This is a genomic window from Chryseobacterium shigense (assembly GCF_014207845.1).
Lineage (GTDB): Bacteria > Bacteroidota > Bacteroidia > Flavobacteriales > Weeksellaceae > Chryseobacterium > Chryseobacterium shigense_A.
Map to the genome: position 1 here is coordinate 1,714,185 of NZ_JACHLC010000001.1, position 25,410 is coordinate 1,739,594.

General features: G+C 36.7%; 25 protein-coding genes. 10 read left to right on the forward strand and 15 right to left on the reverse strand.

What is annotated here, in order from left to right; all coding sequences use genetic code 11:
* Position 1: 1 nt before the first annotated feature.
* Complete coding sequence (locus HNP36_RS07910) at positions 2-520, reverse strand: RNA polymerase sigma factor (protein ID WP_184158707.1); 519 nt, start codon at positions 518-520, stop codon at positions 2-4.
* Between the two features lie 235 nt (positions 521-755).
* Here HNP36_RS07910 and HNP36_RS07915 point away from each other — a divergent pair, with 235 nt between their 5' ends.
* Both HNP36_RS07915 and HNP36_RS07920 read left to right on the forward strand, forming a co-directional pair.
* The gene (locus HNP36_RS07915) at positions 756-1,958 is read left to right on the forward strand and encodes an aminopeptidase C (protein WP_184158705.1); all 1,203 of its coding nucleotides are present in this window, start codon (positions 756-758) and stop codon (positions 1,956-1,958) included.
* A gap of 173 nt (positions 1,959-2,131) precedes the next feature.
* Positions 2,132-2,293, forward strand: coding sequence for a bacteriocin-like protein (locus HNP36_RS07920; protein ID WP_184158703.1), 162 nt, complete (start codon positions 2,132-2,134; stop codon positions 2,291-2,293).
* Between the two features lie 128 nt (positions 2,294-2,421).
* On the opposite strand, the gene HNP36_RS07925 is transcribed toward HNP36_RS07920, so the two are convergent.
* A complete protein-coding gene (locus HNP36_RS07925; RefSeq protein WP_184158701.1) occupies positions 2,422-3,483 on the reverse strand; it encodes an NADH:flavin oxidoreductase in 1,062 nt (353 codons plus the stop codon).
* Between the two features lie 143 nt (positions 3,484-3,626).
* On the opposite strand from HNP36_RS07925, the gene HNP36_RS07930 reads away from it, so the two are divergent.
* Complete coding sequence (locus tag HNP36_RS07930) at positions 3,627-4,013, forward strand: winged helix-turn-helix transcriptional regulator (RefSeq protein ID WP_184158699.1); 387 nt, start codon at positions 3,627-3,629, stop codon at positions 4,011-4,013.
* A gap of 11 nt (positions 4,014-4,024) precedes the next feature.
* Here the strand turns inward: HNP36_RS07930 and HNP36_RS07935 are convergent, their stop codons facing one another.
* The 3 genes from HNP36_RS07935 to HNP36_RS07945 form a co-directional block, all read right to left on the reverse strand.
* On the reverse strand, positions 4,025-4,756 hold the full coding sequence (locus HNP36_RS07935; RefSeq protein WP_184158697.1) for a class I SAM-dependent methyltransferase: 732 nt from the start codon (positions 4,754-4,756) through the stop codon (positions 4,025-4,027).
* Positions 4,757-4,766: 10 nt separating this feature from the next.
* Positions 4,767-5,288 carry a DUF4274 domain-containing protein gene (locus tag HNP36_RS07940; RefSeq protein WP_184158695.1) on the reverse strand — a complete coding sequence of 174 codons (522 nt, stop codon included), beginning with the start codon at positions 5,286-5,288 and terminating at the stop codon, positions 4,767-4,769.
* 109 nt (positions 5,289-5,397) lie between these two features.
* Positions 5,398-7,830 (reverse strand): thiamine pyrophosphate-dependent enzyme, encoded by a 2,433-nt coding sequence (locus HNP36_RS07945; RefSeq protein ID WP_184158693.1) that lies wholly within the window; start codon positions 7,828-7,830, stop codon positions 5,398-5,400.
* Positions 7,831-7,967: 137 nt separating this feature from the next.
* Between HNP36_RS07945 and HNP36_RS07950 the strand changes: the two genes are divergently transcribed.
* Together HNP36_RS07950 and HNP36_RS07955 are read left to right on the forward strand one after the other, a co-directional pair.
* A complete protein-coding gene (locus tag HNP36_RS07950; protein WP_184162174.1) occupies positions 7,968-8,264 on the forward strand; it encodes a hypothetical protein in 297 nt (98 codons plus the stop codon).
* A gap of 274 nt (positions 8,265-8,538) precedes the next feature.
* Positions 8,539-9,348: a hypothetical protein gene (locus HNP36_RS07955; RefSeq protein ID WP_184158691.1), complete on the forward strand. Its 810-nt coding sequence runs from the start codon at positions 8,539-8,541 to the stop codon at positions 9,346-9,348.
* Positions 9,349-9,412: 64 nt separating this feature from the next.
* On the opposite strand, the gene HNP36_RS07960 is transcribed toward HNP36_RS07955, so the two are convergent.
* The 5 genes from HNP36_RS07960 to queA form a co-directional block, all read right to left on the reverse strand.
* Positions 9,413-10,390 carry a polyprenyl synthetase family protein gene (locus HNP36_RS07960; protein WP_184158689.1) on the reverse strand — a complete coding sequence of 326 codons (978 nt, stop codon included), beginning with the start codon at positions 10,388-10,390 and terminating at the stop codon, positions 9,413-9,415.
* A 73-nt stretch (positions 10,391-10,463) separates the two neighbouring features.
* A complete protein-coding gene (locus tag HNP36_RS07965) occupies positions 10,464-11,339 on the reverse strand; it encodes a hypothetical protein (protein WP_184158687.1) in 876 nt (291 codons plus the stop codon).
* Between the two features lie 172 nt (positions 11,340-11,511).
* Entirely contained in the window at positions 11,512-12,450 is a 939-nt protein-coding gene (locus HNP36_RS07970) for a sterol desaturase family protein (RefSeq protein ID WP_184158685.1), read from the reverse strand.
* A 75-nt stretch (positions 12,451-12,525) separates the two neighbouring features.
* Positions 12,526-13,560, reverse strand: a complete 1,035-nt coding sequence (gene rlmN / locus HNP36_RS07975; protein ID WP_184158683.1) for a 23S rRNA (adenine(2503)-C(2))-methyltransferase RlmN — start codon at positions 13,558-13,560, stop codon at positions 12,526-12,528.
* Between the two features lie 101 nt (positions 13,561-13,661).
* Complete coding sequence (gene queA, locus HNP36_RS07980) at positions 13,662-14,711, reverse strand: tRNA preQ1(34) S-adenosylmethionine ribosyltransferase-isomerase QueA (RefSeq protein ID WP_184158681.1); 1,050 nt, start codon at positions 14,709-14,711, stop codon at positions 13,662-13,664.
* A gap of 180 nt (positions 14,712-14,891) precedes the next feature.
* On the opposite strand from queA, the gene HNP36_RS07985 reads away from it, so the two are divergent.
* The 4 genes from HNP36_RS07985 to HNP36_RS08000 all read left to right on the forward strand — a co-directional run bounded on the left by HNP36_RS07985 (position 14,892) and on the right by HNP36_RS08000 (position 19,104).
* The gene (locus HNP36_RS07985; RefSeq protein ID WP_184158679.1) at positions 14,892-15,584 is read left to right on the forward strand and encodes an AIM24 family protein; all 693 of its coding nucleotides are present in this window, start codon (positions 14,892-14,894) and stop codon (positions 15,582-15,584) included.
* 202 nt (positions 15,585-15,786) lie between these two features.
* The gene (locus HNP36_RS07990; RefSeq protein ID WP_184158677.1) at positions 15,787-17,184 is read left to right on the forward strand and encodes a Gfo/Idh/MocA family protein; all 1,398 of its coding nucleotides are present in this window, start codon (positions 15,787-15,789) and stop codon (positions 17,182-17,184) included.
* Positions 17,174-18,079 (forward strand): sugar phosphate nucleotidyltransferase, encoded by a 906-nt coding sequence (locus HNP36_RS07995; protein ID WP_184158675.1) that lies wholly within the window; start codon positions 17,174-17,176, stop codon positions 18,077-18,079. Before HNP36_RS07990 ends, HNP36_RS07995 begins: the two co-directional genes overlap by 11 nt.
* A complete protein-coding gene (locus HNP36_RS08000) occupies positions 18,070-19,104 on the forward strand; it encodes a phosphotransferase enzyme family protein (protein WP_184158673.1) in 1,035 nt (344 codons plus the stop codon). Before HNP36_RS07995 ends, HNP36_RS08000 begins: the two co-directional genes overlap by 10 nt.
* Before the next feature lie 186 nt (positions 19,105-19,290).
* On the opposite strand, the gene HNP36_RS08005 is transcribed toward HNP36_RS08000, so the two are convergent.
* Both HNP36_RS08005 and HNP36_RS08010 read right to left on the reverse strand, forming a co-directional pair.
* Positions 19,291-19,782 (reverse strand): DNA-deoxyinosine glycosylase, encoded by a 492-nt coding sequence (locus HNP36_RS08005; RefSeq protein WP_184158671.1) that lies wholly within the window; start codon positions 19,780-19,782, stop codon positions 19,291-19,293.
* Positions 19,783-19,917: 135 nt separating this feature from the next.
* Positions 19,918-21,912: a S9 family peptidase gene (locus tag HNP36_RS08010; RefSeq protein WP_184158669.1), complete on the reverse strand. Its 1,995-nt coding sequence runs from the start codon at positions 21,910-21,912 to the stop codon at positions 19,918-19,920.
* Between the two features lie 301 nt (positions 21,913-22,213).
* Between HNP36_RS08010 and HNP36_RS08015 the strand changes: the two genes are divergently transcribed.
* The gene (locus HNP36_RS08015) at positions 22,214-23,053 is read left to right on the forward strand and encodes a dienelactone hydrolase family protein (protein WP_184158667.1); all 840 of its coding nucleotides are present in this window, start codon (positions 22,214-22,216) and stop codon (positions 23,051-23,053) included.
* Positions 23,054-23,136: 83 nt separating this feature from the next.
* Here HNP36_RS08015 and HNP36_RS08020 read toward each other — a convergent pair whose 3' ends face one another.
* The 3 genes from HNP36_RS08020 to HNP36_RS08030 all read right to left on the reverse strand — a co-directional run bounded on the left by HNP36_RS08020 (position 23,137) and on the right by HNP36_RS08030 (position 25,380).
* Positions 23,137-23,481 (reverse strand): phage holin family protein, encoded by a 345-nt coding sequence (locus HNP36_RS08020; RefSeq protein WP_184158665.1) that lies wholly within the window; start codon positions 23,479-23,481, stop codon positions 23,137-23,139.
* Between the two features lie 99 nt (positions 23,482-23,580).
* Positions 23,581-24,003 carry a PaaI family thioesterase gene (locus tag HNP36_RS08025; RefSeq protein ID WP_184158663.1) on the reverse strand — a complete coding sequence of 141 codons (423 nt, stop codon included), beginning with the start codon at positions 24,001-24,003 and terminating at the stop codon, positions 23,581-23,583.
* A gap of 9 nt (positions 24,004-24,012) precedes the next feature.
* Positions 24,013-25,380: a putative phage abortive infection protein gene (locus tag HNP36_RS08030; RefSeq protein WP_184158661.1), complete on the reverse strand. Its 1,368-nt coding sequence runs from the start codon at positions 25,378-25,380 to the stop codon at positions 24,013-24,015.
* Positions 25,381-25,410 lie beyond the last annotated feature (30 nt).

Consider the following 25,410-nt stretch of genomic DNA (forward strand, 5'->3'; position numbering starts at 1 on the left):
TTTAAATGTTCTGATTGATCAAAAGTTCCTGTAGTTTTTTTCTTGCAAAATTGAGCTGGGATTTTGATGTTCCTTCGCTTATGGAAAGCATGGAAGCGATTTCCTTATGCGGATACCCTTCTATTGCAAAAAGGTTGAATATTGCCCTGCAACCTTCGGGCAGAAAGTTCAACAGGCTCAGAATATCTTTTTCAAACGAAATATTTTCTGATGAAACACCGGAGGTTTCTGCAAAACTGTCATCCATAGAAATGAACTGTGCTTTGGTAGCTCTCAGTTTCTGAAGACATTCATTCACAGTTATTTTTTTCGCCCAGCCTTCAAAGGTGTCCAGGTTTTGAAGCTGATTGATCTTCGTGAATATTTTGTAAAAAGTATCGGCCAATACTTCTTCAATATCTTCATCGTTTTTCAGATAGCGTCTGCAGACTGCGTACAGCTTGCCCGCCATTTTCTCGTAAACCTTCCGCTGTGCACTGCGGCTGTTACGCTGGCATTCTATTAGTAATTCTCTTTCCATAGTCAGGCTTTATACACTTATAGATGCATAAACTTTTAGATAGGTTGGAAATATTTTTATTTTTTTAGAAAAAGTCAATAAGCTGATTACAGATTTGCTTTCTCAGCTTTCTTTGCCATGTTCATATCCAACAATTTTCAACTTTACTTCTTTTTTCTCTTTCCAAATTTAACTTTTCCCTTTGTAACAAATCTTTACTATGAACGACTATTCATATAAATAATCTTTTATAGTAATGAAAAATATCAAAATTACCTCATTACTTTTTGTTTTGTCTGCAGGAAGTATGATGTTTGCCCAGGATGATTTAATCAACAAATTAAAAAACAATCAGTCTCAAAATGCTAATTTCCAGTTTACCACGTTAAAAGACGTAGGAGCTACTTCAGTGAAAAACCAGGGTTCATCAGGAACGTGCTGGAGCTATTCCGGAAATTCCTTCCTTGAATCTGAGATGCAGAGAATGGGTAAAAAGCCTGTAGATCTTGCTGAAATTTTTACGGCCAGAAATTCTTACCATGATAAAGCCAAATTATATGTATTAAACAACGGAGCTATCAGCTGGGGCGACGGAGGTGAACTGCATGATGTTATCAATATGTATAAAAAATACGGTGCAGTGCCTCAGGATGTTTATACAGGTCTGAAAACAGGCCAAACCCTGAATAATTTCAAAGAAATGCAGGGAAAATTAAAAGCTGTTCTGGACAGTCTTGTTCAGGCCGGTTCAAAAGCAAAACTGACTGATAACTGGATGGACCCGGTAGATGCCATTCTGGATGAATACCTTGGAAAAGTTCCGGCTAACTTTACTTATGAAGGAAAAAACTATACGCCTAAAACATTTGCCAAAGAGGTTGTAGGTATTAATCCGGAAGATTATGTGGAAATTTCTTCATATAAAGATTATCCTTATTACCAGAAATTCGTAGTTCCGATTCCTGATAACTGGAGCCATGATTCTGACTGGAATGTTCCGATGAAAGATTTAACTGCAATTATCGATAATGCAGTAAATAAAGGATATTCTGTAGGATGGGCAACGGACGTTACCGAGCCTTATTTCTCTTACAAAAATGGTGTAGCGTATGTTCCGGATATGGATCTGAACCAGATAACTGATGAGAACAAGCAGTCTTTGTTCACTGAGTCAAAGAAAGATAAAACCATCACGGAAGACTTACGCCAGAAAGGACTTAACAATCTTTCCACTACGGATGATCATGGGATGCATATCGTAGGGCTGGCAAAAGACCAAACCGGTAAAGAATATTATATGGTTAAAAATTCATGGGGTGTAACCAATGATTTTGAAGGCTATATTTATGTAACAAGACCTTATGTAGAATATAAATCAACTGCTATCCTTATCCATAAGAATGCAGTTCCTAAAAGTATTCTTAAACAGCTGAAACCTACAAAAAATATTGGTTTGTAATCAATAAATCACTGTTACCGTTTATCCGGTAATTTTAGATATTTAAATCTGTTAAAAACCGCGCTCCAAAATATTTTTGGAGCGCGGTTATTTTATTTCACTGATATTTTCAAGTAATTATTTCGCTATTCTGTGAAAATATTCTACTTTTATTATACAACAAATTATTACGTATGAAAAATTTAAAAAAATTAGCAAAATCAGATTTGAAAAAAATCAATGGAGGCAATGCTCCTGAATGTCCGGAAGGAACAACAGCATGCTACATCCCGCCTAAAAACGGTTTTCCGTCACGATGGAAATGTATTTCCAATACGATGGAATGCCCGGATTAAAATCAATAAAACCCGCTTTCAGAAATTCTGAAAGCGGGTTTCTTTAATAATAAATAGGTGAAAAATTATATATAAAATAAAGAAAAAATATAATGTATTGATGGTGAATTCACTGTATATTATTCATCTTAATACAGTTTCCCCATGCTTTCTGCTGAAAAGTCCAGCAGCTCTTCCGTGTTACCTGTTTTTATTTTTTGAACCCATTGAGGATCCTGTAAAAGGGCCCGTCCTACAGCAACAAGATCAAATTCTTCATTATCCAGTCTTCTGATTAGTTCTGTAAGGTCTGTTTTCTCAGTTCCCTGTCCGGCAAAAGCACTCATGAAGTCTCCTTTCAAGCCTACAGAACCTACTGTAATGGTTGGCTGCCCTGTGATTTTCTTTGCCCATCCTGCGAAATTCAGGTCTGAACCTTCAAATTCCGGTTCCCAGAAACGGCGCTGTGAACAGTGGAAAATATCTACTCCCGCTTCTTTTAAAGGTAATAACCAGTCTTCCATTTCTGCCGGAGTCTGGGCCAATCTGCTGCTGTAATCCTGCTGTTTCCATTGTGAAAGACGGAGAATAATTGTGAAATCCTCTCCTACGGCTGCTCTTATAGCTTTAATAACGTCTACTGCAAAACGGTTTCTTTCTTTGATGGTTTTCCCACCATATTCATCGGTTCTCGTGTTGGTTACCTCCCAGAAGAACTGATCTATAAGGTATCCGTGTGCTCCATGAACTTCAACTACATCAAATCCTAAATCCTTTGCAGATTTTGCAGAAGCAGCAAACTGTGCAATGGTATCCTGAATATCCTCAAGAGTCATTGCAGAAGCTTTTTCCATGGGTGCAAGAGGGTAATCTTCAGACATTCTTGTATCTCCCACATGCCAGATCTGAGGCCCCATTTTACCCCCATTCTGATGAACGGCATTGATTACGTTTTTCCAGCCTGCCAATGCCTCATTTCCATAGAAATCAGGAATGTTCTGCATATTTTTGGAAGCGGTTCTGTTAATGACAGTTCCTTCGGAAAGAATTAATCCTACTTCTGCGGCAGCTCTTCTTGCGTAATATTCTGCAATATTTTGGGTAGGAACTCCATTATCAGACTGTGCTCTGGTCATAGGAGCCATTACTATTCTATTTTTAAGTTCCAGATTTTTGTAAACAAATGGTTTAAATAATGATTCTGTGCTCATTTTTAAATTGGTATTTTATAATTGTTACACAAAGTAACTAATAATAGTTTGTTTTTGTATCTTTCATTGGAAAAATAGTGGTAACTTCGCAGTAACTTACATTAGTAACTTAAAAGTAACAGGTAAAAAATAAATAGAATATTATGAAAAAGAATGAAATGATGCAGTACAGCTGCCCTTTGGGTAAGGCAATGTCTGCTTTGGGAAGCAAATGGAAACCGATCATTGTTCTGGTAATTAAAGACCGTAAGTTACGTTTTGGGGAACTTGCCGTAAGGATTCATGTGATTTCCAGAAAGGTTTTGACCGACCAGCTAAGAGAAATGGAAAATGACGGGCTCATCATCCGTGAAGAGTTCAAAGAACTGCCTCCAAGAGTGGAATACTCCCTTACGGAAAAGGGACTGGCACTTTTACCGATATTGTATATGCTGGAGGAATGGGAAGCCACTTATCAGAATAAGGAATTACAGGATGGAAAGGATTGCAAGCTATTGGGGAGGGAAACGGAAAAGATGGCTGGAGCTTAACTAAGTTTTAGCTATTTTATAATGAGCATATTGGCAAAATAAGTCATCTTTTGATTAGAAACTATTTTTAAGCCGGCTTTGGAAATGGCCCTTTTCCATTGTTTCTGACTCAAAAAGTGGAAAGCCCCGATATTAAAGAAGATAAAATTAGTTACATCCCTGAACTGCTCTGAAAGAATAATCAATCCATCATCTTTCAGAATTCTTTTTGCTTCTTTAAAAAATAAAACTCTTTGTTCTTCTTCTAAAATTTCATGCAGTGCTGTTACAGCAAGAATTACATCCTGAGATTGATTTTCAAAAGGTAATTTATCCGGTAAAATTTTTATTTCATTAGGGTTAGGTGGAAATATTTTTTTTGATATTTCAATTCCTTTTTCATGCTCATGCCTGTTTCCGTAAATATCACAAACTGTCAGATTTAAATTCGGATATTTTTCTTCTAATCGCTTTGACAGAGGATCAAAACTGGCATGAACCAAAATGGCATTTTCAGTTTTCTCCCAATCTATTATTCCTTTTAAATTGTTCAATTCATATAAATCCGAATGATCATATAAAATATAAGAAGCAATAAGTGAAGCAATTATATTTAAAATAATAAGACCGCTTACAATCCTGAATAGCAAAAAGATCAATTCTGAATTAATCCAAAACGACAATCCGAAGAGAAGCGCGGAAACGATAAGTCCAAATATTATTTTTTGATAGTTGAAGAGGATGACCAGTCTGGTGATTTTCATTTTCCGTATTTTATTTCCTGCGTTTTCTGTTGTTTGATTTTTTATATTTCTTTTTCAATGCATTCAATAGTGTTCCTAAGTAAACCGGCTTGAATCCTTTTGTTTTTTTTGTCATTTCATTTGGAATATTCCAGGTTAATATTTCTTCTGAATCAGTATCAAAATCATCCGCAGGATTATATTTTAATCCTGATCTTCTAAATTTATTGGATTTAAATGCCTCGACGATTTTGTTTAATAATTGATAAACCTCTTTCTCGTAAATTTCTAATTCATCTTCATTTTTTTCAAAATAATAATCCGGAACTGCTCTCCAAAAAATCATTAACGCGGTTCCTTTATCGCATTTACCGGAGTTAATGATCCAAAATAAAACTTCCACCCCATCATCCCAGTTATAAATGTCTGCAAGATAATGAAGCTCTGTAGAATTTAGTGTTTTAAATTTTTCAAAATCCGGATTTTCATCTCTGAAAGATAATTCAAAGAAATTTTCTTTTATAAAATTTTCGCGGCTTGGTTTTACAATCATTTGTACTATTGGTTAGATCTACCCAATTTACAAATTTTAGAAAAATATGCAATAGCCAACAAAAAACCGCTTCCAAAAGAAAGCGGTTCAGTTTTATCTAAAATCCCAATTAAAATATCGCCGGATATTTCTGAGGATTTGTTTCATTGAACATGGCATAGATTCTTTCTACCATATCATCTGAAGACGGCTTGCTGAAATAATCTCCGTCACTTGCATAAGCAGGCCTGTGATCGTTTGCGGCAATCGTTAACGGATCTGAATCAAGATATCTGAATGCTTTTTGTTTTTCTAAAATCTGTTGAAGAATAAATGCTGAAGTACCCCCTTCCACATCCTCGTCAATAACGACTAATCTGTTGGTTTTCTTCACACTTTCAGCAATTTCATTGGTTAAATCGAAAGGAATTAATGACTGAACATCAATAACTTCTGCAGAAATTCCAAGTTTTTCCAATTGTTCTGCGGCGTCCATCACAATTCTCCATGTGGAACCGTAAGTTACCAGAGTAACGTCTTTTCCTTCTTTGGTTACTTCAATTTTACCAACAGGAACAGTAAATTCACCTAAATTATCAGGCTGTTTTTCTTTTAATCTGTATCCGTTCAGGCATTCAACAATAACAGCAGGATCATCACTCTGAAGCATTGTATTGTAGAAGCCAGCAGCTTTCGTTAAGTTTCTCGGCACCAATACCAGAACACCTTTTGAAAGATTCAGAATTCCCGCCATCGGAGAACCTGAATGCCAAACACCTTCCAGTCTGTGACCTCTTGTTCTGATAATTACAGGAGATTTCTGGCCTCCTTTTGTTCTGTACTGAACGGTTGCCAGATCATCACTCATTCCCTGTAAACAGTAAAGGATATAATCTAAATACTGGATCTCAGCGATTGGCCTAAGTCCTCTCATTGCCATCCCGATTCCCTGACCAAGAATGGTAGCTTCACGGATTCCGGTATCTGCTACACGTATATCACCGTATTTTTCCTGCATTCCTTCCAGTCCCTGGTTCACGTCACCGATATTTCCGGCATCTTCACCAAATACTAAAGTTTCAGGATATTTTTCGAAAATCTTGTCGAAATTATTTCTTACCACTACTCTTCCGTCCACTTCTTCAGAGCTGTCTGAGAAAACAGGTTTGATCTCTTTCACATTTTCAGCTTTCCACTGAGATTGTGAATATAAATGTGAAGAATAGTTATCTTTTTCTGTTTCAAAAATTTCATTGTACTTCTGCATCAGCTGGGTTCTTTCCGCAGAGTTGGTTCCTCTTGTTACCAATAAAGCTTTTCTTGTCAGCTGGAAAATATCTTTTTTAGCTTTGGAAACCAATTTACTGAACTGGGCAATATATCCTTCGATCTCAGCATTCTGACCTTTAAGGTTTTCAACTAATGGAAGAACAGATTGAATTAGGTCTGTAATGGTTTTCTGATAGTTTTCCCATGCATTTTTCTGACCTGCTTTTACTATTTTCTTAGCTTCATCATCTATTGCATCCAATTCTTCTGCTGAAGCAATAATTTCCTCTTTTCCTTCAATTTCGATTGAATAATTTAAGATCCATTCTTTGAATTTCACCAAGCCGTCGAAATCTGCTTCCCACGAAAGACGCTCTTCATTCTTGTACCTTTCATGAGATCCGGATGTAGAATGCCCCTGAGGCTGGGTAACTTCAATAACATGAACAACAACCGGAACACTTTCCGTTCTTGCGAAATGTTCTGCTCTGGCATAGGCATCCAATAATGAAGGATAATCCCAGGCTTTTACCTGAATGATCTCGCATCCCTGGTTTTCGCCTTCTTTTCTCTGGAAGCCGCTTAACATTTCAGAAATATCAGCTTTTGCTCTCTGATTCCTGGTAGGAACAGAAATTCCGTAACCGTCGTCCCAGATAGAAACAATCATAGGAACCTGAAGCGCACAGGCTGCATTCAGAGTTTCCCAGAAATGGCCTTCTGCTGTTGAAGCATCCCCAATGGTACCGAAAGCAACTTCATTACCTTCTTTTGAGAATTTTTCTGATCCGTCAAACTTTACACTTTTATATACTTTGGAAGCCTGAGCAAGTCCTAATAATCTGGGCATCTGTCCCGCTGTAGGAGAAATATCCGAGGAGATATTTTTCTGTGCTGTAAGATCTTTCCAGCTTCCGTCTTCATTTAAACTTCTTGTGGCGAAGTGCCCGTTCATCTGTCTTCCTGCTGATGCCGGCTCTCTTTCAACACTTGTATCTGCATACAACTGTGCAAAAAAGCTTTCAACCGTTAAAGCATCTGCCGCTAATGCAAAAGTCTGATCCCTGTAATATCCTGAACGGAAGTCCCCATTTCTGAAAACTTTCGCCATTGCCAGCTGAGGAAGCTCTTTACCATCCCCAAAAATTCCGAACTTAGCTTTTCCTGTAAGCACTTCTCTTCTTCCAAGATAAGACATTTCGCGCGATATCCTTCCTAACCTGTAGTCTTCAAGTATCTGATTTTTAAAATCCTGGAAGGAAATTTGCTGTGTTTCAATATAGGTTGTCTGCATAGCTAGATATAAAAGTTTTTTATTCTTCAAGTATGGTGCTAATATACAATTTTTAAATTAATTTTAATTTTCAATAATCTTTTTTAAAAATTTGATAATAAAAAAATTGTGTGTTATATTGTGAAAAATTGTAAATGATGGAAAAAAAATCAACCCACATCCTGAATGCATCAAGCAATCTTTTAGGTTTTTCCCTGATTATCATCACCTCACTTAAGATCTCTAAAATCAGTGGGAATACACATCTGGATGAATTTGCCGGTTTAGCCTGCCTATTATTTTCCTGTAGCTGCTTCTTTTCGTTTTTGGCTATCCGGACCAAAAGTGAAAAGCAGGAAAATAAATATGAGACTATTGCGGATTATTTATTTTTAATCGCTTTATTTTGTATTGTTCTAGCTGTTATTATTGTGACGGTAAAAATAATTGACTAAATCTATAATGTGATCATCTCATTTTTTGCCGTTTTTATTTTCTTTCAATAAATAAATCACCAACCTGTCCTTAAAACGGTAAAATAATAAGATACTTTCCGGCATGAATTAATTCAAACCAAAGAGATTTTTTTTACATAATCCGTAATTTTTTTCCTTTTAAACAGTCCAAAATTATCATATCGTTAATCATTATTTCTATTATGGTATAAAAATTGATAAACGAAATGAATTGTTATGTAATTTTAACACATAAAAGAAAAAAAATAAATCGATGAGAAAAAAAATTATTTCGCTGGTTGGCGTTTTTTTAACGTCAGGCATTATTTTCGCACAAGTAGGTATAAGAACAAGCAACCCACAGGCTATTCTTCATATTGATGGAGCTAAAGATAATCCGGCATCGGGTGCGCCTTCTGCTGCACAGCAACTCAATGATTTTGTTGTAACCAGCAATGCTAATGTAGGTATTGGAACTACTACTCCAACTGATATGCTGGATGTAGCTTCAGGAAATGCGAGAATCCGGAATATTACCACAAATATAGGTGTGGGAGGTACAGACAGAGTTGTTGTAGCTGATGCAACTGGGGTACTGAAAACTATAGATTTTACAGCCTACTCATTATTCCATGCCCGTTTAGCGGCAGATCAGAGTATTTCAGGTTCTGCAACTATTACTACTCTTATGTTTGCTGCACCAATAGCAACTTCGCCGTTTTATAGCTATAATACAAGTACGGGAGTTTTAACTTTCACCCAGGCAGGAAATTATCTGGTGACATTACAGGCAAGTTTTGCGGGCATTGCTGCAGATGCACAGTTACTTTTGGGAATAAGACCTGTTCCTGACGCCACTTATTTGGGAAGAGGAAGTCATTACGCTGCGACTGCAACCCCAGCGCTTACCCCTACTACAAGAATTGGTGAGCTTATGAATTATACAACATTGCTTATCATACCTACAGCAAATTATCAGGTTCGTTTTACAGCCGCTCCTAATCAGGCAGCTACTGTTTTATCAACGGAAATGGGACCTACAGGAAATGGTAATGTAACGAACGTTACTGTTCAAAAGATCTAATTTTAAAATAAAAAATCGGAATACCTTATCAGTTTCCGATTTTTTTTTATTTTAATTCCAATTCTTAAAACTTTCTTTCAATTACATAATCCAGCATCAGGTGTAAAGATTTCTTCGGCTCAGAATCCGGGAATTCATTCAGGATGTCTTTGGCTTTCTGCTGGAAGTCTTTCATAACTTTTATCGCATAATCCATACCACCGGAGCTTTTTACAAACTCTATAAGTTCTTTTACCCTTTTCTGTTCATTATTATAGCGCTTTATGGTATTGAAATAGTATTTTTTGTCTTTTTCCCCGGCATTTTTCAGAGTATAAATCAGGGGAAGTGTCATTTTCTGCTCCTTAATGTCTATCCCTACCGGTTTCCCGATCACATTTGAGCTCAGATAGTCGAAAAGGTCATCTTTAATCTGAAAGGCCATTCCTGTATACGTTCCGAAATCCATCATTTTTTTGGCAAGAGCTTCGTCTGCATTGTTGGACAGGACACCAATCTCACAGCAGGCAGCAATCAATGTAGCAGTTTTCTGGCGGATAATTTCGTAATAAACATCTTCGGTGATATCCAGCTTTCTGGCTTTTTCCAACTGCAAAAGCTCTCCTTCGGACATTTCACGGATGGTTCTGGAAATTACTCCCAAAAGGTCATAATCCTTGTGATCTGTAGAAAGTAATACGGATTTTGATAAAAGGTAATCTCCTACCAGAACAGCAATTTTATTCTTCCACAGAGCATTAATGGAGAAAAAATTACGACGTTTGAAACTTTCATCCACCACATCATCGTGTACCAAAGTCGCCGTGTGGATAAGCTCGATCATAGAAGCTCCACGGTATGTTTTTTCATTGACCTCACCTATCAGCTTTGCACAAAGGAATACAAACATAGGACGCATCTGCTTTCCTTTGGTAGTAACAATAAAACGGGTTACTTTATCCAATAAAGGTACTTTGCTCTGCATCGATTCATAAAACTTCTGCTCGAAAAGTTTCATTTCCTCATTGATCGGTTGTTTGATTTCTTCTACGATATTTGCCAAAATCTGTGAATGAAAGGTAAATACTTATTAATTCTCACAAAGATAATTTTTTTCACGCAATTTCAGGATAAAATTAATCTTTGAATTGTTCTTTAGGAATAAAATACAGTGCCGGTTGAGCACTCCCCAGTCTTGATTTAAATTTTTCCCCTGAAATATAGATTCCGGACTGATTAACAGCAATGCCTTCGATCTGCCCGATTGCTAAAGCACTTCCGAGATAATAATGTTTCGGCTGTTCTTTAAAAAAAATTCCGGGTTCTGTTTCTGTAAATACATTGAGAAAAACTTCCGTTTTTTTGGTATACCCTATCAGATAAAGTTTCTTTTCAAAATAGGCAGCATCCGTCACTACAAAATTGGTTTTGTATGTTTCTGTTTTTTCGGCTTTCTGCTTTTCAGATATATTAGGATCAATAATATAATGTGTGGTTGATTTTGATTTCCATTCCTTGGTAAACAAATGCAGTTTTCCATTGAGATAGATCATCGCTTCGGCATCAAAATCATTGTCTGTATATTTTGGGATGAATTCTGTCTGTTCCGGATAATAGAACGAAATTTTCGTAATGGAATCGTTTTTTGATCCATCCTGGAAGGGTACTTTATAAATTTCCAGATCTTTTCTCGTTCCTCCGTTATTTCCAAAATCTCCGATATAGAAATTTTTTCCGTCATTCGTCAAAGCTTCCCAGTCTTTATTTTTGGCAGGAATTGTAAAAATATTTTTGATACTGCCGGAAGATTCCTCCAGTTCAAAAATTTCCGGAGCATTGCCGCTGTCATTGAAAGTATAAAGTTTCCCATTCAAAATACTCAAACCTGATGTTTCCTTAATTTTATCATCCAAATAGCCGATCCTGAATTTTCTTATCTTCAAAAAATCAGTCTGTTGTGAAAATGAGGATTGGAAAATGATAAAAGTGGAAAAAAGGAGGAGTTTTTTCATAGAGCAAAGATAGATGTTTGCTGATGATTGGGAAAGCTGAGCGATATTTTGTTTTAAGAACCACCCCGTCAAAAATTCTTTGAATTTCTGCCACCCCTCCACTGGAGGGAGAATTTTGATCCAGCAGATTGTAGTTATCCTAATAAAACCGGTGATTCTGCAATAAAATATCTCATGCAGATTTCATTTTTTGCTTTTCTTCCTGTCTTTTACTCTGTTTCTTCAGATAGTCTTTTTGATATTGCCGTACTGTTTTTCCTGTTCCGTCATGCCTCCATCCCGGGGAATTGAAAATGTAATTCATCCTATCTGACAATTTCAGTCCCGGCTGTTTAATATCTTTCCATATTTTTCTCCATTCATAAAGAAGAACGGTATCCGGTTTATTATCAGGCATTTTAGGGTAAATTCCGTATTTTACAGGTACATTGGGGTCTTCTTTTTCAAAGGTTCCGAAGATTTTATCCCAGATAATCAGGCACATGCCCATATTCCGGTCAAGATATTTAATATTGCATGCATGATGCACTCTATGATGTGAAGGGGTTACCAGAATATATTCCAGGATTCCCATTGTTTTTACGGTTTGTGTATGCACCCATGTTCCATACACCTGCCCTATTGCATAAACGACCATGATATGCCATGGATTGAAGCCTAAAAAAGCAAGTGGAGAAAAATAAAGATACCTGTAAAGCGGTTGCAGCACAGGGCTTCTGAAACCGGTAGTCAGGTTGAAGTATTCTGAATTATGATGGGTAATATGAATCGCCCAGAACGCTCTGGAATGATGGTCCACATAATGCAGCACATAATAGGCAAAATCTGTAATGACAAAGCAAATGAGCCAGTACCAGATGGTGAAATCCCAGGTAAAAAGCCTGTGATTGTAAAAGAAAAACATCACCCCCATTGCAAAAGCCTTCATAACCAGGTCGAGGCCAAAGTTCATCAAAGCGAGGTAAACACTTGTTGCAACATCTTTTCCGTTATACAGCTTGGCTTCTGATACATGGCTGTAGATCATTTCTGCCAAAATCACGGCGGCATGAAACGGAATTGCCCATGCATATACGTGTTCCAAGCCATCCTCATTCATAAAGAAGTCCATAATAACTTTTTACATTATGTAAAGTTAAGCTTTTAGGGAATTTTTAAGAAAATTTTTAAGTTTTTTAAGGAAATTTTAATCCACTGTTTTATTGGCCAGCTGTCCGCAGGCGGCATCGATGTCTCCACCACGGCTTTTTCTGATCATTACAGTGATTCCGGCATTTTCCAATTGGCGTACATAGTTTTCTTCCGCCTGTTTATTGCACTGGTCGTACTTACCATCTCCGATAGGATTATACTGGATAAGATTCACTTTCGAAGGAACCTGTCTGCAGTATCTGATCAAAGCTTTGATATCTTCATCACCGTCATTGATTCCTTTCCAGACACAGTATTCAAACGTAATAACAGAACCTGTTTTCTGATACCAGTACTGAAGGGCTTCCATAATATCCGTAAGCGGAAATTTATCCGAGAAGGGCATAATTTCATTACGCTTGGATTCAATAGCAGAGTGAAGTGAAAGGGCCAGTTTTACACGAAGATCATCATCTGCAAGCATTTTGATCATCTTTGGAATTCCGGATGTAGAAACGGTAATTCTTCTCGGTGACATTCCCAGACCTTCCGGCTGGGTAATTTTCCTGATGGCTTCCACTACATTTTTATAATTCATCATCGGCTCTCCCATTCCCATAAAAACGATATTGGAAAGCGGTCTGTCAAAATACATTTTACTTTGACTGTCAATCAGGGCTACCTGATCCACAATTTCAGCCACTTCAAGGTTTCTCATCCTTTTCAGTCTTGCTGTTGCGCAGAATTCGCAGTTTAATGAGCATCCTACCTGTGAGGAAACACAGGCTGTGGTTCTTGTTTCTGTAGGGATAAGAACGGATTCCACCAGCAGTCCGTCATGAAGTTTTACTCCATTTTTAATTGTCCCGTCTGTACTCCTCTGAAGCTGATCCACAGAAACGGGATTAATGGTATACTCTTCGGAAATTTTTTCGCGCAGAGCTTTCGAAAGATTCGTCATTTCATCAATCGAATGAAGGTTTTTACTCCATAACCAGTCATAAACCTGCTTCGCACGAAACGGTTTTTCCCCTAAAGTTACAAAGTAATCTTTAAGCTGGTCCAGTGATAAAACTCTGATATCTTTCAAAATGATAATGATTATAGATTTTAAATTCTAAATTTTAGATTAAAATCCGTTACAAAAGTTAGGATAAAATCTAAAATTCAGAATCTATAATTTAAAATTAATTACAAAATAAGCATTGCGTCACCGTAAGAATAGAATTTGTACTTTTCTTTTACGGCTTCTTCGTAAGCGTGCATGATGAAATCTTTTCCTGCAAATGCTGCAATCATCATCAATAATGTTGACTTTGGCGTGTGGAAGTTGGTGATCATAGAGTTGGCCACTCCAAAATCGTGAGGCGGATAAATGAATTTATTTGTCCATCCGTTGAAAGCAGAAATCTTTTTGTTTGAAGAAACAGAAGTTTCCAACGCTCTCATTGTAGTGGTACCTACGGCACAAACTCTTCTGTGGGCATCTACTGCTCTGTTGATGATCTCAGCATTTTTCTCATCAATGATGATTTCTTCAGACTCCATTTTGTGCTTGGAAAGGTCTTCTACCTCAATCGGGTTGAAAGTTCCCAAACCAACGTGAAGCGTTACTTCAGCAAAATCAATTCCTTTGATCTCCAATTTCTTCATCAGGTGCTTAGAGAAGTGAAGACCTGCAGTAGGGGCAGCAACGGCTCCTTCTACTTTGGCATAAATAGTCTGGTATCTTTCCGCATCTTCAGGCTCAACTGCTCTTTTGATATATTTTGGAAGCGGAGTTTCGCCCAATTCTTTCAGTTTTGTTCTGAATTCTTCATAAGAACCGTCGAAGAGGAATCTTAATGTTCTACCTCTTGAAGTAGTATTATCGATAACTTCAGCTACCAAAGATTCATCTTCAGTAAAGAATAATTTGTTACCAATTCTGATTTTTCTTGCAGGGTCTACAAGAACGTCCCATACTCTGGTCTCTTTATCAAGTTCTCTTAAAAGGAAAACTTCAATTTTAGCCCCCGTTTTTTCTTTATTTCCATAAAGACGTGCAGGGAAAACTTTAGTATTGTTGAAAATGAATAGATCTTTCTCGTCAAAATAGTCTACAACATCTTTAAACAGTTTATGTTCAATGGTTTCTGTTTTTCTGTTAAGAACCATTAATCTGGCTTCGTCTCTGTGTTCAGATGGGTGTTCTGCCAATAATTCTGCAGGAAGATCAAAATTAAAATCTGATGTTTTCATTTTTTTAAATTACGGTTTAAAAATTATTCAAATTACAAGTGTAATTTTCGGAGTGCAAATATACGACATTCAATACCCCTTTGTCAAGTATTATTTACAATCAAATGTAAAACCGTGATTCTACGGTGATACGTAAACGAAAAAAAAGATTATTTTTGGAAACATTAAAATTTTTACACTATGAGCAAATATTTATTGGAGGCTTTCGTTAACGAAACTAAAGAAAATCCGCAGCAGAGAGATTATTTTGAGCTTGAAACACCACATATGCTTGAAATTAATCTTAACAATCAGGCTGTATGGACCAAAAGAGGAAGTATGGTAGCCTATGTGGGAGGAATCAATTTTGAAAGACAAGGAATGCTGGCAGGAGGTATCGGCAATCTTTTAAAGAAAGCAATCAGTGGTGAAGGAGCCAAACTGATGAAAGCGGAAGGAAGCGGTAAACTTTATGTGGCAGATGCCGGTAAGAAAGTACGTATTCTTTACCTAGACAATGAAGCGGTATGTGTAAACGGAAATGATGTTCTTGCCCATGAACAGAGCGTAAAAAGCGATATTACCATGCTTAAAAGCGTAGCAGGAATGATGGCAGGCGGTCTTTTCCAGGTAAAACTTTCCGGAACGGGACATATTGCCATAACAACACACGGTGAACCATTAACATTACTGGTTACTCCGGACAACCCTGTTTTCACAGATCCTAATGCTACGGTAGCATGGTCCGGAAACCTAAGCCCTGATCTGAAAACAAATGTTTCTTTGAAAAGCCTTATCGGGAGAGGAAGCGGTGAAGAGTTCCAGATGAAATTCTCAGGAAACGGATGGGTACTGATTCAGCCGTATGAAGAAGTATATTTCACAGAAAAATAATATATTAAAAATTGATGATTGTAAAACGGTTGTTCCTCATGTCAGGGCAGCCGTTTTTTATTTTTACTGTCTTGCTCTTTCATATTTTTTTAAGTCATTTTCACATCAAAATTCTGCCTCACAAAACCTGTATCCCGTATCCCGAAGCCTTTTCCATACCCCATACCTCACAACTTTTTAATATATTTATGAAAAAATTTCAATGAACACCACCACTTCACGAAGAAATTTCATCAGGACCGCTGCCTTAGCCAGTTTTGGCGCATTGGTTTTACCCAATTCCCTATTTGCTTATTCCAGTGATTTTAAATCAGACAAAAAAGTACGGGTAGGATTTATCGGGGTAGGACTTCGCGGACAGGAACATGTAAAACTGCTGGCAAAACGTAATGACGTAGAAATCATAGCTTTTGCAGATCCGGACAAAAGAATGCTTACCGCCTCTCAGAAGATACTGAAAGACAATAATAAATCTGCCGCTCAGGAATTTTCAAACGGAGAATATGATTACAGGAATCTTTTAAAACTGAAAAATATAGATGCCGTAGTGATAGCTACTCCGTGGGAATGGCATCTTCCACAGGGAACGGAGGCAATGCGGGCCAGGAAAATTGTAGGTATGGAGGTTTCAGGAGCTATAAAACTGCAGGACTGCTGGGAATTTGTGAAAGTATATGAAGAAACAAAAGTGCCTATCTTTATGATGGAAAATGTATGTTACCGCAGGGATATCATGGCTGTTCTGAATATGGTCCGTAAGGGGATGTTTGGAGAACTGGTTCACGGAAGAGGCGGCTATCAGCACGATTTGAGGGGTGTTCTTTTCAATGACGGTGTTACACCTTACAATTCCGGTGCTGAATTCGGAGAAAAAGGGTTCAGCGAGGCGCATTGGAGAACAGAACATTATGTAAAACGCAATGGTGAGCTTTATCCTACTCACGGATTGGGACCTGTAGCCGTGATGATGGACATCAACCGTGGAAACCGCCTTACAAGGCTTTCATCATTCTCCTCAAAATCAGTCGGACTGCATCAATATATTACGGAACATCCAAAGGGCGGAGAAAATCATCCGAATGCAAAAGTAAAATTCAACCAGGGTGATATTGTCACTACACAGATTGCCTGTGCCAATGGAGAAACGATTCTTTTAACCCATGATACGAGTTTGCAGAGGCCTTATGATCTAGGTTTCAGGGTACAGGGAACGGAAGGTTTATGGCAGGATTTCGGATGGGGAGATTTCAACCAGGGCCATATTTATTTTGAAAAAACAATGAACCACAGCCACCGCTGGGAGAATACGGAAAAATGGATGAAAGAATTTGACCATCCAATGTGGAAAAAGTTTGAAAATGTAGCTGCAGGCGCAGGGCATGGTGGAATGGATTTCTTTGTGATGAATACCTTCATTGAATGCATCAAACAGAATATAGAATTCCCGATGGATGTTTATGACCTTGCTTTATGGTATTCTATCACGCCATTGAGTGAAGAATCTATTGCCAAAGGAGGTCAGGCTGTAGACATTCCTGATTTTACCAACGGAAAATGGAAAACCCGTAAACCTGTATTTGGAATGACTGATGAGTTCTAAAAAGACACTGCTTATATTAGCCGGAGGTTTAGGAAGCCGCTACAAAGGATTAAAACAGATAGACGGAATTCTGGACAATGGCTCGCCTATCCTTGAATATTCCATATATGATGCACTGGAAGCAGGTTTCAGCAAAGTTGTGATTATTGTAAACAGGCTTATTCCTCAAAGCTATATTGAAAGATTAAATACAATATCCGGCAAAGCTAATTTTGAGTTTCAGTGGGTATACCAGGAAAAAGAAAGTTTCCTGCCTGAGGATTTTGATGCATCGCAAAGACAGAAACCCTGGGGAACCGGACACGCTGTTCTCTGCGGAAAAAATGCGGTAAGGGAACCATTTGTGATGATCAATGCGGATGATTTTTATGGAAAAGAAGCTTATCAGCTGGCGTCTGAAGAAATTGATCTTCATATTTCAGGATTACGGTTCGGAATGGCAGCTTACCCGGTAGAAGCTACTTTAAGCGGAAACGGAAATGTAGCAAGGGGAATATGCATATTGGGTGATGAAAATTACCTGATCAGCATAGTGGAACAGACTACTATACGGAGACAGGAAAATTCAATTGTCTACACTGAAAACGGAAATGATATTAAGATAGCTCCCGAGACATTGGTATCTATGAATTTCTTCATTTTCCATCCTGATATTTTTGATATTCTTGAAGTTTATTTTAATGATTTTATACAATCTGATCCGGGACTACTGGAAGAGTTTTATATCCCTTCTGCCGTACAGAGAATGATTGACGAAAAAAAGGCAAAAGTATTGGTGAAAGCCTCTCCTTCTCAATGGATGGGCGTTACCTATGCAGACGATAAAAGCAATATTAAAGATTTTCTGACATCAGAGATCGAAAAAAACAGATATCCCGAAGATCTATGGAATTAAAACAAATCGTGACCGGGTTTACCGGAACTGAAAATTGTACGATCACTCCCATTACCAACGGACTGATTAACACAACTTATTTGGTGGAAGATCATAATTCCGGGGAAAAATTTATCCTGCAAAAGATCAACCGGCAGGTTTTCCGGTTTCCGGAAACAGTTATTCATAATCACCTGAACATCAATACGATGTTGAAAAACGGAGACTATCCGTTGCAGCTGGTGGAATTGAAGAAAGCTTTATCCGGCGGTTTTATGATGGAGGATGAAAACGGAGAATCATGGAGAATACTCAGTTTTATTGAAGATACGAAGACTTTTTTCAAGATTCCCGATATAAAAACTGCCTATGAATCAGCAAAGGCTGTAGGATGTTTTTTAAATACCGTAAATCCTGAAGATCTGCCGGATATTCAAACCCCGATTCCTGATTTTATTAATTTTGAGAAAAGGATCGCAGATTATCAAACCTCTTTACAACATGCGAATGAAGATCTGATAAAGAATGCCGGACCAGAAATTGAAACAATGAATGAGCTGCTTTTTCTTCCCCAAAAATGGATCGAAATGGAAAAAGAAGGTATTCTGCCTAAAAGAATTATTCATGGAGATCCTAATGTAAGAAATATCCTTTTCGATAAAAATTCAAGTCCTGTCGCTGTTATTGACCTGGATACAGTAACCGTTTCAACCATTCTGTATGATTTCGGAGATATGGCAAGATCTTACACCAATATTCTGGATGAAGATAACGGAAATGCAGACAATAATTTTAACCCGCATATTTACAGGACTGTAAAAGACGGATTTTTATTGTATTTAAAAGAAAAACTGACTTTTGAAGAGCTTGAAAACCTTGACTATGCTGCACAGACTGTTATTTATATCCAGGCCATCCGTTTTCTTACCGATTATCTGAATGGAAGTATTTACTACTCTACAAAATATGCTGAACACAATCTGGATAGAACGAGGAACCAGCTGGAACTATTAAAAGGACTTAGAAAATATTTAAAAGATGATTAATATGAGAGACTCGCAGATTGAGCAGATAAAGCAGATTTTTAATAAATATAGTCTTTTGGGTTTAAATCTATTTTAGAATATATCTGATATAATAAAAACTTTTAATTATATACATAAACATCTGATTTATCTGCTCAGTCTGCGAGAGATTTAAAACTAGTTCATATTAATTTTAAGCCATAAAAATCATTTCAAAAACTCCAATATCTTATTCCAATCTTCCAGTTTTTTATCAAAAGATACTGTATGAAGAGGACTGGTAGATGGTAATTGAAATATAGGCAACCTGTAGTTTTTCCCTAAAAGTTTCTGTAGATTTTTGTAAGATTTGCCTCCATTACAGAAAATGGCTTTGATGTTGGGGTGCTCATCCAAAAGCTCTGCGATCTGATTGGCTTCTTCATTTCTGATTTCGGAATCCAGGCTTCCTTTTCTTTCGCAGGAATCAATAACGTCCCAGACTGCTATATGATGTTTTTTTAAAACACCTATTCTTATGGTGTAATCTTCGGTAAATTCTTCATGAAATAAATGAAAAATAATTGTCCAGAATTTATTTTGAGGATAGGCATAATACTGCTGTTTTTCCAATGATTTTACTCCGGGAATTGAACCTAAAATTAAAATTTCAGATTGTGAATCAATTAATGGAGGAAATGAGGAAATTCTGTTTTGCATATTCAAATATATTAATTTTGGCTAAAGCCTCTCATGTTGAAAACAAAAAGCGGGCTAAAGCCCGCTCCTATTGATATTTTCAGGAATAATTATTAGAAATTCAATCTCATTTTAATTATTCTGTATTATTTTTCACTACAATGTTTCCTTCAGCCAGTCGAAGAATTCTCTCTGCCATACCAATCCGTTTTGAGGATGAAGTACCCAGTGGTTTTCATTCGGGAAGTATACTAATTTAGATTTCAAGCCTCTTAATTTTGCTGCCTGGAAAGCTTCCTGTCCCTGTTCGTAGGGTACACGGAAATCAATGCCTCCCTGAACAATCATGATAGGTTTGTTCCATTTTTCAACAAAATTGCTTGGGTTGAATTCCGTATATGCTTTAGGAGTCGGCTTTTCCCACGGAGAACCAAGATCCCAGTTGGCAAACCAAAGTTCTTCTGTAGTAAGGTACCATGATTTCATATCAAATAACCCATCGTGTGCGATGAATGTTTTGAATCTGTTTTCATGGATTCCGGCTAACATAAATACGCTGTATCCTCCGTAGCTTGCCCCAACTGCGGCTACTCTATCACCGTCTACATACGGTAATGTTTTTGCATAATCTGTTGCTGCCAGATAATCTCTCATTGGCTGTCCGCCCCAGTCTTTAGAAATGTCTTCGTTCCATTTTGTTCCCCAACCCGGCATACCTCTTCTGTTTGGAGCCACTACGATGTATCCGTTTGCTGCCATTAGGGAGAAGTTCCATCTTGTGCTGAAAAATTGTGTCAGTGCAGATTGCGGACCGCCCTGGCAGTATACCAGTGTAGGATATTTTTTATTGGGATCAAAGTTTGGCGGATAATGGAACCATACGCCCATTTCTTTTCCATCCGTTGTTTTTACCATTTTAAGTTCAGATTTACCCTGCGCCAGTTTAGCATACATATCTTTATTGGCTTCGGTTACCTGCTTCATTTCACCGTTTTTCAGATTGACAGAGAATAATTCCGTTGCGTGGTTTATATCTGTTCTTCCTACTAAAAGTGAAGATTTATTATCAGTAAATATTTCATTGACATCAAAATCACCTTTTGTGATCTGCTGTACTTTAGCCGCTTTAGGATCTAAAGAGAACAGCTGTTTTGTTCCTCTGAATGCTGCCGTAAAATAGATCACTTTGGAATCGCCGCTCCAGAATACATCTCCTGAAACGCTTTCGTCCCATCCGGCAGTAAGATTTGTAGTTTTACCGGACTTCCAGTCCATGATCTTTACGTCATTTTTATCTGCTTCATAACCGTCTCTGGCCATACTTTGCCAAATCAGGGATTTTCCGTCCGGACTGAACTTTGGATTGACATCGTATCCTTTATTGGATTCTGTTAAATTCTTTGTTACTCCTGACGCAAGGTCGTAAGCAAAAATATCTGTGTTGGTGCTTGTAGAATATTCTTTTCCGCTTTTAGGCTTGGTAACGTATAAAAGCTGGGAAGAATCCGGGCTCCAGATAAAGTCTTCTGCGCCTCCGAAAGGTCTTTGCGGAGAATCCCATGTCTTGCCTTCCAGAAGATCTTTTGCAGCTTCTGCTTTGTCTGTGGTATTCACTACAAATACATGATTGTATTTTCCTTCATTGAAATAATCCCAATGCCTGTGGTTCAGATCTGTGTAAACCTGCGCCGTGGTTTTTGGGGTATCGCCGTATTTGTCTTTCCCCATTAATTTTTCAACCAGAACCTGCTTGCTGAACGCAATTTTTTTACCGTCCGGGGAAATTACGATGTTATCGGCTTCTCCGATCGTGTAAAATTCAGACCATGTTTTTCCATTGTCTTTTGAAAGAAAGATCTTATCTCCTTCCTGGGCATAAATTCCGTTTTTATCCCATTGGATAAGGGCTTTTTTACCGAAATCTATTTTGGAAGACTGGTTATTAAGAACATTGAGAAAGTAGTTCTCACTTTTTGTTTTCTCTGTTTTCAGGTCTACCTGTCCTACTTTATAGATCAATGAAGACTGATCCGGTGAAACTGCCTGTACTCCAACTTTTTTTAAAGTCCAGAGAATTTCAGGCGTCATTAACTGTTGTGCATTCATTAAAAGCGGAGCTGCCAGAGCCAGCAGACTGTACTTAAGTTTCATATGTTGATATTCATTTTTAACGGATTCAGAAAATCAGGTGATTTCATAAATCCTTTTTAGTTTAATTCAAAGATTGTCAAAGTTAATATTTAAAATAAAAAGGAGCGAAAGAATTAACATTTAAGTTTTGATTTTATTCTGTTTTCTGTACGGATGAAGAAATTTAATCAAAAGAGCTGCAGCAACGCGGATTTATATCAGACAGGCTGTTGCTGTTTTTATGCAAATTATCAAATTGTTTCATATTTTTACATTTGAAAGGAAAAAATAAGTTGGCTAATTGATGAACTAATAAAACACTATGAATAACCGAAATTTAAAACGAATCCTGATTATTTCACTTCTTATCATAACTTCAAATCTTACTTTTGCGCAAAAAAAAGAATTTCGGAACACCACAGTAGACAGTCTGACTTTTGTAAATAACCGGAAGTTACTAAACAGTTTAAATACGGACAATTTTCAGAAAAAAGTTTTCGTAAAAAATAATATACAGATTCCCTACAGAATTTTAATTCCGGGAAACAATGATAAAAATCAAAAATTTCCGTTGGTGATCACTTTTCATAATTCCACCAGAATTGGAAAAGATAATGAAAAACAGCTTGAACCGTTGGCTAAAATATGGTTGAGAGATGAAATATATACCAGGTATCAATGCTATGTGATAGCACCACAGTTCAGTAAACGGTCATCAGATTATGAAAATAATCATGATCATATTCTTACCTCAAAACCTTCGGATGACGTCTCCGCTTTACTGGATCTGATAGCAAATGCAGAAAAAGAATACCCGAATATTGACAGGAACAGAATTTACCTGGTAGGATATTCTATGGGAGCTTCCACAGCACAGAATCTTATGAGCATAAAGCCCGGCAAGTTTGCAGCTCTTGTTTCCGTTGCAGCAGTCCCGGATTTTTCAAACCTGAAAAAACTGAATCAAAAAAATATCTGGCTGATTCATGGCGAAAAAGATAATGAGAATCCTTATCCGGGAAGCACCGAATTATTCAACAGATTATCTTCGAACAAAAATCTGACTTTTACAACGTTCAGTAATCTGAATCATGATAACATTACCATCCCGTTTTTAATAACTGAAGAGATACCGGAATGGCTTTTTGAAAAGAGAAAATAAACAATCTGCTACATTCAGTTACACATACAAAAAAAGACCTGCTATTCTCCAGCAGGTCTTTTGTTAATTTTATTTCTGATCCACTAATCTCCATCTGAAAACATAGAATTGGCCAGGGAAGTAACAAAGGAAAGTAGCACACTGAAGATCAGTGCCCACCAGAATCCGTCTACCACCATACTGTCTATAAAATAATCTGCAATTAAAATAATTACCGCATTGATCACTAAAGCGAATAATCCTAAGGTAATAATTGTAAGCGGCAACCCCAACAATCCCAGGATAGGTTTTACAAAAATATTCAATACTCCCAAGACAATGGCGAAAATAATTGCTGAGGAAAATCCATCGAAATGTACCCCCGGAAGCACCTTAGTCAAAAGGTAGGCAACGATTGCTGTAATGAACAGCCTGATAATTAAGTTCATATTATATTTTTTAATGTTTATGGTGTTTATGGAGCAAAACCTGTTCCATTTGCCTTGAAAAAGTACAGTTCTGCTCTTTGTTTAAAGAATATTTTAATCTTATTTTATTCTCATCATGGTGACCAGTGAAGTAGCTACATGACTTTCTGAAGCGGTGGTTTCATCAAGAACATAAATTTCAGTCCTTACCACAATAATCTTAGCTCCTCCTTTTATAACGTAAGACCTTGATATCAAAGCATCTCCCAATGCCGGACGAAGATAATTCACCTTCAGCTCAACCGTCACTACATAACAGTCGTCTTTATAATGACTTACCGAAGCATATCCGGAAGAAACATCCACCAGGGAAGCAATCATGGCCCCATTGAACATTCCTGCTTTCCGGGTCATCATTTCCATTTTGGGAATTTTGATGGAAACGAAGTCTGTATCCACTTCCAATAATTCAGCGTTGTAGAATTTCAATGTTTCGGAGCGGCCAAAGCTGTCTGTGATGAGTTTCTTTTTTTCTGGAGTCATAATTTTACTTTAAATAATCCATTCGTCTGATTCGTATTTTATTCTTGGATAAAATTTCTTAAATCTTATCCCATAAATATGTTCGCCTGGTAAATTTTTTATTAATTGATATTTTGTAATAATTCCATTCGCAACATCCAAACCTTTTTCGCTTGTAAATAAATATTCCCATTTCATTCCTATAAATGATAAGCTATTTACAAAAATTAAAAATTGTTCAAATGTAGATAATTGTGCCCTTAGTATTTCTCCGTAATTATATGAATTTTCATATAAAGAAGCATCTAACGTTTTTGAATCAATAAATTTGAATGTTTGAAATAAATGCCTGAAATAATGATCCAATCTAAACTGATGGCCTTTATAATATTTCTCAGCTTTATAATTTTCAATACAAAGAATTTCTAATTGATTTAAATCTTTAATCTTTGACAACTTCGTTCTATTACTATATAACTTTTTTATCATTAGGTTTAGCTTATCATTAGGTAAATCTCTTAATCCTATCCAACCCTTAAAATGGGTTCCGTTTTTTGATGGTTTTAATTTCAAAAAAAACAATAATTTAAAATAATAATCGGGGTTATATTTTTTTTGAAAATTTTTCCTTACAATAGCCTCACCATCTTCATCTAATCCAAAAAAAACAATTGAGTACGCAATATCAATTTTCGCTAATTCTATTATATCTATTTCCTTATTTATTTTATTTATTATTGTGGCTAATTTTTGCCTATAATTTTTGGATAAATAATCTTCTATCTTTGTGGAGTTTGAAAACTTCCCTACCTCTCTATAACATTCTATAAAATCTATAAATATTTGTCGCAGAACCTCCCTATTTTCATAAGTTATGCCATTTTGTTCGTATTTTAATTCAGTAACATTATCTTTATGTAGTTTTAACATTTCGTAAAACTGACTTTCAAATTGTTGAATTCGAACCTCATTTCTCTGATTCTCTTGCTCTTGCTTAAATTGTTCTTTAGTATCTACAAGCTGTTTCTTGAAAATCCTTACTTGTAATTTGTTTGCTGTATATTGCATATAAAAGGCCAGTCCTGTTATAATTACAGCAGCCATATTGATGAATGGATTAGTAATGCCTCCTAAAGTATCACCAATATATCCTGTTTTTTCTGGATTAAAATTATCCAATATAATTTGTCTCGTTAAAAGATATGGAGCTATTATTCCTAATAATAATAAAACTATTGATAATATTAATAGAAAAATTGTTTGTGGTGTAAATGTTGTTTTGAACTCGTCTACATCATTTTTATAGAATTTTTCATATATACCTTTGCTTAGGTTATATAAAAATGATAGAAAAAAACTAAAAATTAATATAGAAAGTAATATTAAGCCAGCTTTCATTATGTAATTGAGGTTATTATTTTTAACGAA